9 protein-coding genes and 1 tRNA gene are annotated in these 11,379 nt (G+C 72.7%); 1 reads left to right on the top strand and 9 read right to left on the bottom strand.

The annotated features are described in order from the left end of the window. Window positions 1-206 precede the first annotated feature (206 nt). Complete coding sequence (locus OFY01_RS10980) at window positions 207-2,279, top strand: serine/threonine protein kinase (RefSeq protein ID WP_266598739.1); 2,073 nt, start codon at window positions 207-209, stop codon at window positions 2,277-2,279. Here the strand turns inward: OFY01_RS10980 and OFY01_RS10975 are convergent. The 9 genes from OFY01_RS10975 to OFY01_RS10935 all read right to left on the bottom strand — a co-directional run. Next, window positions 2,264-3,487, bottom strand: a complete 1,224-nt coding sequence (locus OFY01_RS10975; RefSeq protein WP_266598737.1) for an MFS transporter — start codon at window positions 3,485-3,487, stop codon at window positions 2,264-2,266. The two genes, OFY01_RS10980 and OFY01_RS10975, sit on opposite strands and share 16 nt — an antisense overlap. 141 nt (window positions 3,488-3,628) lie before the next feature. Beyond that, entirely contained in the window at window positions 3,629-5,656 is a 2,028-nt protein-coding gene (locus OFY01_RS10970) for an alpha/beta hydrolase family protein (RefSeq protein WP_266598735.1), read from the bottom strand. A gap of 314 nt (window positions 5,657-5,970) precedes the next feature. After that, a tRNA-Ala gene (locus OFY01_RS10965) sits at window positions 5,971-6,044 on the bottom strand. Window positions 6,045-6,138: 94 nt separating this feature from the next. Further along, entirely contained in the window at window positions 6,139-7,374 is a 1,236-nt protein-coding gene (gene sepX / locus OFY01_RS10960) for a divisome protein SepX/GlpR (protein ID WP_266598733.1), read from the bottom strand. Window positions 7,375-7,546: 172 nt separating this feature from the next. Then, window positions 7,547-8,227 carry a GNAT family N-acetyltransferase gene (locus tag OFY01_RS10955; RefSeq protein ID WP_266598743.1) on the bottom strand — a complete coding sequence of 227 codons (681 nt, stop codon included), beginning with the start codon at window positions 8,225-8,227 and terminating at the stop codon, window positions 7,547-7,549. Next, window positions 8,224-8,829 (bottom strand): MogA/MoaB family molybdenum cofactor biosynthesis protein, encoded by a 606-nt coding sequence (locus tag OFY01_RS10950; RefSeq protein ID WP_266598731.1) that lies wholly within the window; start codon window positions 8,827-8,829, stop codon window positions 8,224-8,226. The genes OFY01_RS10955 and OFY01_RS10950 overlap by 4 nt, the downstream gene beginning before the upstream one ends. A gap of 2 nt (window positions 8,830-8,831) precedes the next feature. Further along, on the bottom strand, window positions 8,832-9,314 hold the full coding sequence (moaC, locus tag OFY01_RS10945; RefSeq protein ID WP_266598729.1) for a cyclic pyranopterin monophosphate synthase MoaC: 483 nt from the start codon (window positions 9,312-9,314) through the stop codon (window positions 8,832-8,834). 158 nt (window positions 9,315-9,472) lie between these two features. Continuing rightward, a complete protein-coding gene (gene glp / locus OFY01_RS10940) occupies window positions 9,473-10,807 on the bottom strand; it encodes a molybdotransferase-like divisome protein Glp (RefSeq protein ID WP_266598741.1) in 1,335 nt (444 codons plus the stop codon). A 46-nt stretch (window positions 10,808-10,853) separates the two neighbouring features. Further along, window positions 10,854-11,379: UTP--glucose-1-phosphate uridylyltransferase (locus tag OFY01_RS10935; protein ID WP_266598727.1), on the bottom strand; the 526-nt coding region annotated here is incomplete at its 5' end.

Below are 11,379 nucleotides of genomic sequence, written 5' to 3'. Positions count from 1 at the left end.
TACCGACACGCGACCTCGCCCGGTACCGACACGCGACCTCGCCCGGTACCGACACGCGACCTCGCCCGGTACCGACATGTGACAGACAAACAGAGAACCGTCCCGGCCACTTGGGTCGTCCTGCTCTTCACCGGAGTGTAAGCAGCGCTTACTCTCTATCGAGTTCCGTCCATGACCGGGCGGGAAGACCGGGGGGGCAGACCAGCATGAGCAGTGGCGAAGAGCGGGACGACGACTACCTCGACGGCGGGGTCAAACCCCTCACCTCCAACGATCCGGCGCGCATCGGCCCCTATCTGCTCCTGGGACGGCTCGGCGCCGGCGGCATGGGGCGCGTGTTCCTCGCCCGCTCCGGCAGCGGACGGACCGTCGCGGTCAAGGTCGTGCACGAGGAGCACGTCGCGGACGCGCAGTTCCGGGCGCGGTTCCGCCGGGAGATCGAGGCGGCCCAGCGGGTCGACGCCCGCTTCACCGCCCCCGTACTGGAGGCCGACGCGGACGCCGAGCCGCCCTGGGTGGCGACGGGGTACGTACCCGGACTCTCGCTGGAACAAGTCGTGCGGCGGCACGGGCCGTTGCCGCCCGCGTCGGTGCGCGCTCTCGCCGAGGGGCTGCTGCTGGCGCTGAAGGACATCCACGAGGCCGGGCTCGTACACCGCGACCTGAAGCCGTCCAACGTCATGCTCACCGTCGACGGCACGAAGGTCATCGACTTCGGGATCGCGCGGGCGCTGGAGACGTCCGTCGAGTCCCTGCTGACCAGTACGGGGATGGTGGTCGGCTCCCCCGGCTTCATGTCACCCGAGCAGGTGCGCGGGCGCGACGCGGGGCCCCGCAGCGATGTGTTCACGCTCGGGTGCGTGCTGACGTACGCCGCCACCGGGCGGCTGCCGTTCGGGCACGGAGCGAGCAACCAGCACGCGGTGATGTTCCAGATCGTCGAGGGCGAGCCCGAGCTCGACCGGCTCGACGGACTCGACGATCCCGAGCTGCTGGCGTTCGTCGTGCGCTGCCTGACCAAGGACGTCGAGCAACGGCCGGACGTGGAAGAGCTGTTGGCCGACCCGGGCTGGGAGCGGTCGGCCCGCTCCCCGCGCCGCTCCTGGCTGCCCGCCGATGTCGTCGCGCATCTGGCGCAGCAGGCCGCCGTACTCCTGGACGCGGAGGCGGAGCCGCTGCGGGAGGAGCCGGTGGACCGCGGCACGTTCCCGCTGCGCGCGCAGGCGGGCGGGGGCGACGGCGCGGCCGGTACCGAAGTCGGGGCCGTGGGGGCCACGGGAGTCCACGGGGGCGCCGGAGCAGCCGGGGCCCCTGGAGCCGCCGATGCGACACGGCGGAGTCGGCACCGGCGCAAACGTGGCCTCTTCGTGGCGCTGCCGGTCGTGGCGGTCCTGACGGTCGGCGGAGGAACCGCCCTGCTGATCCAGCCCTTCGGCAACGGCGGCGGCAACGGCGCGGGGGCCGCACCACCGGCGAGCAGCACGACCGCGACGCCCGGCGGCGACGCCAACCGGCCCTCCGGGTCCAGCGGTTCACCGTCCGGGAGCCCGAAGCCGTCGGGCAGCCGGTCCTCCGGCGGCGGCAAGAAGGACGCCGGGAAGGACGCGGGCGCCGGGAAGAACGGTGGCGACGGGCAGAACACGGGCACCGGCTCAGGGAGTTCGGGCGGGACCGGCGCCGAGGGCGCGAGCGGGGGCGGCGGAGGCACCAGCACGTCCGGAGGCAGCTCCGGCGGCACCTCCAAAGGAGGCTCGGGGAGCACCTCGGGCGGCTCCACCGGCGGAACCACGAGTGGCGGTTCGAGCGGGGGGTCGAGCGGCGGCTCCGGTTCCAGCACCGGCGGCAGCACGAGCGGCGGATCGAGCACCACCGGAGGTTCCAGCTCCGGTTCCGGCTCCGGTTCCGGTTCCGGTTCCGGCGGCAGCACCACCGGAGGCAGCGGCTCCTCCCGCCTCGTGCCCACCTACTTCGTGGGCAGCTGGAAGTACGACGGCACGTACAACATCAACCAGCCCTCCACCGTGTACATCTCCAGCGGCGGCACCGTCCGCTTCATCACCACCAGTGTGGTGCACTGCGAGTACGTGGGACACGTGACCTCGCACGCCGACCAGGGCAGTCGGATCAACGTGAGCGCGGCCACCATGGATCCCAGCAAGTCGACCGCGGGTCCGTGCGGAAACAGCCTGGACGCCTCCTACTTCTACATTCACAACAACGGCATCCAGCACAACATCGGCCCCGCCTACGGCGACGGATACCACTACGTGCGGTCCTGAACCGACAACAACGCGAGTGCGGCGGCCTGGATCGCGGCGACAGTGGCGATCAGAGCCGGCACGGAGACGTCGTAGAGGGCGCCGGTGAGCGCGCCGCCCGCGAGCGCGGCGCCGCCCATGACCCCGGCGAAGATCCCGTACGCCGTGGCGCGGCGCCCCACGGGCACGAGGTCGGCGACGGTGGCGCGCAAGGTGGCCTCCTGGACACCGACGGCTCCGCCCCACACCAGCGCGCCGAGCACGACGAGCCACACCGTGTCGGTGAACGCCAGGGCGGGCACGGCGGCGGAGAGCAGCGGCAGCACGGCGAGGACGCGGGCGCCCCACCGGTCGTACAGCCACCCGGTGGCGAGCGCGGCGACGGCGTCGGCGGCCATGGCGGCGGCGTACAGGACGGGCACGGCCGCGGTGGGCAGCAGATCGCGTTCGACCAGGTGGTAGGAGAGCACGCCGAAGGTGGCGAAACCGGTCAGGGTGGTGGCGGTGAAGACGGCATACGTCCAGAACGCACGCGGCAGCCGCGGCCGCACGGCCCCGACCTCACCGTTCTCAGCCTTGCCGTTCTCAGCGCTGCCGTTCTCAGCGCTGCCGTTCTCCGCCTCCCCGTTCTCCGCCTCCCCCTTCCCCTCCTCGTACGCGACAGGGTCCGGCACTCGCGCCCGCAACCACACCAGCAGTACGAGGGCGGCGGCGCCGGGCAGGGCGAGCACGCCGAGGGCCGGGGCGTAGTCGTCGTGGGAGACCGCGAGGATCGCGGCCACCGTGAGCGGGCCGAGCAGCGCGCCCACCTGGTCCATCGCCTCGTGCACGGCGAAACCGCGGCCCCGGCCGGTGGCGGCCGTGGCGTGGGACAGGAGGGTGTCCTTGGCCGGGGAGCGGACGGCCTTGCCGACCCGCTCTGCGACCACCAGCGCGCACGCCGCCCACAGCGCTCCGGTCAGGCCGAGGAACGGTACGGCGAGCGCGGTCAGCGCATACCCGGCGATCGTCCAGGTCCAGAACCGCCGGGTACGGTCGGCCAGCGGACCCGACACCAGCCGAAGGCCGAGAGCCGCGGCCTCACCCGCACCGGTCACCACGCCCACGACGACGGCAGAGGCGCCGAGGTGGGCCAGGAGCGGACCGGTGACGGAGCGCGCGCCCTCGTACACGAAGTCCATCAGCAGACTGACGACACCGAAGGTCATCACGAACCGCCATGGCCGCATGCCATGCCTCATTCCCGGACCCTCCCGGCTCGGAAAACGAAGATCCCGCCCAACCCGGAGAGTTGGGCGGGACATCAAGTGCAGTGGGGTGTTCACGAACGCCTCTGATCAGGCACACGTGGAGCCTAGACGTCCCCGCGGTCACAGTAGTCCGGGCCGCCGCCACTCGGCACCGAGGACGTGGTGGTCGAGGAAGTTCAGGAACGCCTCGTACCAGACCTGGATGTGGCCCGGGGAGAGAATCCAGTGGTTCTCGTCCGGGAAGTACAGGTACTTCGCGGGCACCTCGAACCGCTGCAGATCCTGGAAGAGCGCGGCACCCTGGCCGACCGGCACGCGGTAGTCCTTCGCGCCGTGGATGACCAGCATCGGCGTACGGATCTTCGCGGCGTCCAGGTACGGGGAGTGCGCCTCGTACCGCTCGGGCCGGGTCACCGGGTCGCCGAAGATGCACTGGAAGTACCAGGGCGCGTCGGTGTCGCCCTGGAAGGACCGCAGGTCCCACAGGCCCGCGTGGCTGACGATCGCCTTGAACCGGTCGGTGCTCGTGGCGACCCGGTTGGCCATGTAGCCGCCGTAGGAGCCGCCGCCGAGCGCGGTGCGCGCGGCATCGATGTCGTCACGGGCCTCGGTCACGTCGGTCAGCGCCATCACATCGGTGTACGGGGTCCCGCCCCACTGCCCCCAGCCGCGCGCGTGGCCCTGCCGGCCGTAGCCGGTCGACAGGGCCGGGTCGGGCAGCAGCACCGCGTAGCCGCGGGCCGCGAACGGCCACGGGTTCCACCGCCAGGTCCAGGCGTTCCAGCTGCCCTCAGGCCCGCCGTGCACGGCGACGAGCAGCGGCGCGGGGTGCTCGGCCGACGCGCCCTCTGGCAGCACGAGCCAGCCGCGCAGCCGGTATCCGTCCGACGCGTCGGCGTGGACCTCCGTGAGGGTGCCCGGCAGCGCGTCGAACGCGCCGGGGGCGGGCAGTTCGACCGGCGTCTGGTCGGCGGCGCCGGCCGCGAACCTGACCGGCCGCGGCGGCGAGTCGATCGCGTTGCGCAGCGCGTACAGCGTCCGCCCGTCGGGGGCCACGCAGAGCGAGCCGTACGCGCCCGAGGCGGTGAGCCGGGTCACGGTACCGTCCGCGTCACGCCGGAAGACGGGCGCGTGCCCCTCCACGTCGGCCACGAAGAAGAGGACGTCGTCGACCGGCGAACAGACGGCGCCGACCGGCCAGTTGTCGAACCCGGGCAGCAGATCGACGGCCTCGCCGCCGCCGTCCACACCGACCCGTACGAGCGTCATGTCCATCGACTCGTCGTACGTCGGCCACGTCGCCCGCGAGCACACGACCGCCGAGCCGTCGTGCGTGAAGACCGGCGCCTCGTAGAGGTGCTCCACATCGCCCAGGACGAAGACCTCCTCGCCGGTGGCCGCGTCCGCCACCACCACGGCGGTGCGGTTCTCGGCGGGCACCCGGCCGGACACGAACCGGGTGTAGGCCACGCGCGTCCCGTCGGGCGACAGCGCCACGTCCCCGGGGTGCTCGATGCCGGCGCCCTGCCCGCCGGCGTCGACCACGGCGCCTTCGGCCCCCGGGCGCACGAAGGTGTGCTGTGCCTCGGGTCCGAGATCGCGGTCCCAGGCGCGGGTCGGCCCGCCCTCGTACAGGATCGCGGTGACCTTCGCGTCCTCGCGCGCCGTGCGCAGCTTGCCGTGCGCGTCGGCGTCGGCGGCCCCGGGCAGCAGCCCGGCGGTGTGGGCGAGCGCGCCGGAGTCCCGGGCGGCGGTGAACGCGGTGATCCCTCCGGGGTGCCGGGCCACGACGGCGGCCTCACCCCGCTCGGGCAGCGCCCACAGCGCGGCGCCCTCGTGCTTGTCCTCCTCGCCGCCGCCCTCGCCGTCGTCCTCGCGTTCCGACAGGAAGTACAGCACTCCGTCCGGGCCGAACGCGGGATCGGACTCGCCCTTCCCCGACCGGGTCAGGCGCAGCGCCTCGCGCTCCCCGGCCGGATCGATCTCCCACAGCCCGGAAACGAACCTGGTCCGGTCCTCCGAAAGTGTCTGCACGGCGGCGACGAGACGGCCGCCGTCGGCGGACAGTACAAGGGAGTTGACGCGAGGCTGGGCGAGGAACGCAGGCAGGTCGTGGAAGGCGGTCGTGCCACCGGGGATCGCAGACATGCGGACGATTCTCGCTCGCGAAGGAGACGGTGAACAGCGGATTACGGGCGCCGCTGGGCCGACGCGGGCCTCCGGGGTTCGCAGAACCGCACCATCCGCTTGTTCGTTGTGCGAGACGGTGGTTCAGCCACAGGCCGACCTGCCACCGCCGCCCGCAGGGCAGAAGATCCCCACCACCGCGTGAGACGTCGGCACTGGCCACGTGCGGGCGCAGCCTCGAACAGACCCCGGAAACGCCGAGATCCCGTCCGATCAATCAGATCGGACGGGATCTCGTCAACTCTCCCTGAGCGAACTCAAGAACAGTCGTGCAGTGGACCTGAGGGGATTTGAACCCCTGGCCCCCTCGATGCGAACGAGGTGCGCTACCGGACTGCGCCACAGGCCCTTGCAACGAGTGAAACTCTAGCATCCCGATCCGGGTGCTCGGAAATCCGCTTCCGAGCTGGTCAGCCGGGGCGGTTCCGGGCGGTCCCCGGTGGTTACTCGTTGGCGGCGCGCGGGCGGCCGTCGGTCGTGTCGTCGTACTGGTCGAAGAGCGGAGTGCGTCCGCGCTCGCGGGAGCGGCGGGCGGAGGCGGCGCGGCGGGCGTCGGTGCGGCCGTCGTCGGCAGGCTGGGCGTCGGTCCCGGCGGCCTTCGTCTCCTGGCGCTCGTCCGACTGCTGCTCGGCGGCGGAGGAACGGGCGGCGCTCCACGTCTCGGGGGCGCCGTAGTCGACGCCGCCGTCGGCGCGCGGGGCGACCGGGGCGGTCACGTACGTCGGCAGCGGCACGGGGACCGGGTCCCAGCTGTCGCCGGGGGCGGGGCGGCGCTGGCGTTCGCGCTGCTGGTCGACCCACTCGGCGTGGTCGGTCTGCTCGACGAGCGCGCGGCGGTCCGCGGCGAGCGCCTCAAGGCCCGGGTCGACGGCGGGCGGTTCACCGGCTCGGCCTTCCTCCGGGTCCTCCGCGTTCTGGGCGTCCTGGGCCGCGGTGCGCCCCGCGGCCGGCTGCCGCCTGCGGCCCCGGCCCTCGCGCAGCCGCTGTGCGGCCTGTTCCGCGCTACGGCGGTCCATGACGTAGGCGAAGCGGTGCCGTTCCTGCGCGCGCAGATAGACGATGTACGCGCTGAGCAGCGCGGCCGGCGCCGCGGGCGCCCACAGGAACGCCACGCCGCCGACCGCGGCAACGACCGCGCCGAGCGTGAAAGCGACGAAGAGCAGCACGGTGGTGCGGCGACGGCGCGCGAGCACCTTCGAGCGCCGGGCGCGTGCCTGCGCCTGGGCATGCGCCTGGGCTTGCGCGCGCGCCTGGGCCTGCGTCTGTGCCTGCGCTTGCGTGTGGGGCTGTTCCTGCGCGGGGGGCTGAGTCCGGGTCTTGGCGGGGCTGTTGGCGGCAGGTGCCGCGTGGCCACGGTGGCCCCTGTGGTCTCGGTGGCCCCTGTGGTCCCCTTCGCCGGACGGGGGCGCGACGAAGGCCCGGACGTCCACCGGATCGGTGGGTGCGTCCGGGTCGACCGGGTCGCCCCGCCGCTCGTCCGTCTCGGGCGAGCGCGCCTGCAGGTCCTTGGCGTACCGGCGCTCCATACCCGCCCGACCCGAGAGGAGTCGGATGGCGGTGCTGAAGCGTTCCGTCGGACGGGCTTCGTTCAGCTCGTCCTGCCTACGGAGCCACATCGGCACCAAGTAGGCGGCCCAGGCCCCGACGATGACTGCGTAGATGAGGCCGCTGCTGCTCACGTCTCACACCGTAGAGGGGTTTGCGCGAGGGCATCCGCCAATTGAGCCGGTGTGTCGCACGATCTGGCTGATATTTCGAAATTTTTTTGCGACTCATGCGATCAACAGGTCGCTCAGGTCGGGAATTCATTGACCTGGGCGAGCCGACGCCGATCAAATTCGAACATTTATTTCATTTGGAGGGGGCTCCGGGATCCGCCGTGCTCTGGCCGGTCGGACCTGCGCTGTTGTCGCGCCCCTCGGCACGGAGCCGGCGCCTGCGGCGCTTGACGAGGCCCTCGGGGACCTCCTCGGCCGTGAGGGCGAAGACGAGGTGGTCACGCCAGGCGCCGTCGATGTGAAGATAGCGTGGACGGAGCCCTTCCTCGCGGAATCCGAGTTTCTCCACGACCCTGCGGCTCGGCCCGTTCTCCGGGCGAATGCAGACCTCGATGCGGTGCAGGCCCACCGTACGGAAGCAGTGGTCGACGGCGAGAGCGACCGCGGTCGGCATGACTCCGCGCCCGGCCACGGCCTGGTCCACCCAGTAGCCGACGTGCGCCGAGCACATGGACCCCCAGGTGATCCCGGCGACCGTCAGCTGCCCGACCAGGCGGCCCTGGTACTCGACGACGAACGGCAGCATCCGCCCCGCGTTCGCCTCCGAGCGCAGATGGCGCACCATCTGCCGGTACGTCGGCCGGTGGGCGATCGGGCCGCTCGGCGTGGGGGGCGGGATGGTCGCCTCCCAGGGGCGCAGCCAGTCGCGGTTGCGCCGGTTCACCTCGCGCCAGGCCCGCTGGTCGCGCAGCTTTATCGGACGGAGGGCGACATCGCCTTCCGTCAGGACGACGGGCCATGACGGGCTGTTCAGTGCGCACCCCCGGCGGCATGGGCATCGGGTCTGCCCGGGCTTCCTTGACCGGCGTCAGGACCGTCGGCGCCGCTGCCGGAGCCGTCGGTTCTGGGATGGTCGCCGCCGCGGAGCTGGTCGACGGCGTGCACCAGGAGCGGCTCCAGGACCGCGAGGCCGTCCTTCACTCCGCCGCTGGAACCCGGCAGGTTCACGATCAGTGTGCGCCCGGCGACCCCGGCGAGGCCACGGGAGAGCGCGGCGGTCGCCACTTTCTGCCTGCCGTAGGCGCGGATCGCCTCCGGGATGCCGGGCACCGCGTGGTCGATCACGCGGGCGGTCGCCTCAGGGGTGCGGTCGGTGGGCGAGATGCCGGTGCCGCCGGTGGTGACGACGACGTCGTACGCGGCCTCGACCGCGGCCCGCAGGGCGGCCTCCACCGGATCGCCGTCCGGCACGACCTGGGGCCCCTCGACCGTGAACCCCATGGCCCGCAGTCCCTCCGCGATCAGAGGCCCGCCCTTGTCCTCGTAGACCCCGGCGGCGGCCCGGTTGGACGCGGTGACGACCAGCGCGCGACAGGCGCCCGCCGCCTTGCCGTGCCCGTGAGTCGTCGGCGTCATGGTCACGGCCTGCTCCAGTCGCCCGACTTGCCGCCCGTCTTCTCCTCGACCCTCACGTCCGTGATGACCGCCCCCTTGTCGACCGCCTTGACCATGTCGACGACCGTGAGCGCCGCGACCGAGACGGCGGTGAGAGCCTCCATCTCGACGCCCGTACGGTCCGTCGTCCTCACGGTGGCCGTGATCTCCACGGCGTCGTCGGCCACCGAAAGATCTAGTTTCACACCGGACACTGACAACGGGTGGCACAGCGGGATCAGGTCGGGCGTGCGCTTGGCCCCCATGATCCCGGCGATACGGGCCGTGGCGAGCGCGTCGCCCTTGGGCACGCCCTCGCCGCGCAGCAGCTCGACGACGCGCGGCGATACGCGGACCCGGCCGCTGGCGCGGGCGGTGCGCGCGGTGACGTCCTTCTCCGACACGTCCACCATGCGGGCGGCGCCCGCCTCGTCGATGTGGGTGAGTCGGTCCTGCGAGGTGCTCATGGTGCTGGGCGCTCCCGATCCGAGCCGAAGAGCCCTGCGCGGTGCGGCGCGCCGGACAGTTGTGCGCGACACGCTATCGCGCCCTTCGGCCGACCGGTGGGCAGGGCGGCCGACGGGGAGCGACGCGCCCCCTCGGCAGCCGGGCAGCGCCCCGCCCCTCAGCCGAGCAGCACCACGTCCACCTCGGTGCCCGGCTCCACCGACGTCACGGCCTCGGGCACCACGATCAGCGCGTCGGCCTGGGCGAGCGCGGCGATGAGGTGCGAGCCGGAGCCGCCGACGGGGTCGATCGCGCCCGCCCCCGCGTCGTACGCGCCGCGCAGGAACTGGCGTCGCCCCGCGGGCGAGGTCAGCGCCTTGTCGCTGCGCAGTACCGCGCGCGTGGTGGGGCGGTGCACGGCGTCCCCCGCGAGCCCCATCAGGGTGCGGATCGCGGGCCGGACGAAGAGCTCGAAGGAGACGTACGAGGAGACGGGGTTGCCCGGCAGGGCGAGCAGCGGGGTGTGGTCGGGGCCCACCGAGCCGAAGCCCTGCGGCTTGCCGGGCTGCATGGCGAGCTTGCGGAACTCGACGCCGCCGCCCGCGCCGAGGCCGCTCTCCTCGTCCGGGTCACCGATGCCGCTCAGGGCCTCCTTGACCACGTCGTACGCGCCGACGCTGACGCCGCCCGTGGTGACGATGAGGTCGGCGCGGATGAGCTGGTCCTCGATGGTGGAACGGAGTGTCTCGGCGTCGTCCGAGACGGCGCCCACGCGGTAGGCGAGGGCTCCGGCGTCGCGGGCGGCGGCGGCCAGGGCGAAGCTGTTGGAGTCGTAGATCTGGCCCTGGCCGAGCGCTTCGCCGGGCTGGACGAGTTCGCTGCCGGTGGAGACGACGACCACGCGCGGGCGCGGGCGCACGCGCACGGTGCCGCGGCCGATGGCGGCCAGGAGCGCGATCTGGGGCGGCCCGAGGACCGTGCCCGTGCTCAGGGCGCGGTCCCCGGCCCGTACGTCGCTGCCCTGCGCGCGTACGTGCGCGCGTGCGGCGGCGGGGCGGTGGACGCGGACCTCGCCGAAGGCCGCCTCGGGGGCGGCGCTGTGGGCGCGCATCCCGGAGACCGGTCCGCCGCCGAGCCCGCCGTCGGTCCACTCGACGGGGACGACGGCCTCGGCGCCGGGCGGCACGGGGGCGCCGGTCATGATGCGGGCGGCCTGTCCGGGGCCGACGGCGGGCTGTTCGGCCTGGCCCGCGGCGACGTCGCCGATCACGGTGAGCACGGCGGGGTACTCCTCGCTCGCGCCCGCGACGTCGGCGACGCGCACGGCGTACCCGTCCATGGAGCTGTTGTCGAACGGGGGCAGCGAGACCGGCACCGTCACGTCCTCGACCAGCACGCAACCCTGGGCGTCGAGGAGTTGCAGCTCGATGGGGTCGAGCGGCTGCACAGTGCTGAGGATGTCCTCCAGGTGCTCGTCCACGGACCACAGCTGGCCGGGACTGGCTGAGGGCACAGACGGCCCGGACGGCACGGACGGCGGGGTCGCGCTGCTCAAGGTCCTACATCTCCTCGGTGACGTAACGGTGAAGCCAGGTCCGGAAGTCCGGGCCCAGGTCCTCACGTTCGCACGCGAGTCTGACAATGGCACGCAGATAGTCGCCGCGGTCGCCGGTGTCGTAACGGCGGCCCTTGAAGACCACACCGTGCACCGGACCGCCGATCTTCTCGTCCGCCGCCAGCTGTTGCAGCGCGTCCGTCAACTGGATCTCGCCACCACGGCCCGGCTCGGTCCCCCGCAGCACCTCGAAAACATGCGGATCAAGAACGTACCGGCCGATGACCGCGTAGTTCGACGGCGCGTCCGACGGCTCCGGCTTCTCCACCAGACCCGTCACCTTCACCACATCACCGTCCTCCGTGGCCTCCACCGCCGCACACCCGTACAAATGAATCTGCGACGGCTCCACCTCCATCAACGCGATCACACTCCCACCGCGCTCCTCCCGCACCCGCACCATCCGCGCCAGCAACGGATCCCGCGGATCGATCAGGTCATCACCCAACAGCACCGCGAACGGCTCGTTC

Source organism: Streptomyces beihaiensis (assembly GCF_026274175.1).
In the GTDB taxonomy this organism is placed as follows: domain Bacteria; phylum Actinomycetota; class Actinomycetes; order Streptomycetales; family Streptomycetaceae; genus Streptomyces; species Streptomyces beihaiensis.
This window is presented reverse-complemented; position numbering and strand designations above follow the sequence as displayed.

Coding starts and splice junctions, on each gene's coding strand:
- OFY01_RS10950 (WP_266598731.1), bottom strand. CDS start 8,829: ATGACGCCGACGACTCACGGGCACGGCAAGGCGGCGGGCGCCTGTCGC.
- OFY01_RS10970 (WP_266598735.1), bottom strand. CDS start 5,656: ATGTCTGCGATCCCCGGTGGCACGACCGCCTTCCACGACCTGCCTGCG.
- OFY01_RS10980 (WP_266598739.1), top strand. CDS start 207: ATGAGCAGTGGCGAAGAGCGGGACGACGACTACCTCGACGGCGGGGTC.
- OFY01_RS10975 (WP_266598737.1), bottom strand. CDS start 3,487: ATGCGGCCATGGCGGTTCGTGATGACCTTCGGTGTCGTCAGTCTGCTG.
- moaC (WP_266598729.1), bottom strand. CDS start 9,314: ATGAGCACCTCGCAGGACCGACTCACCCACATCGACGAGGCGGGCGCC.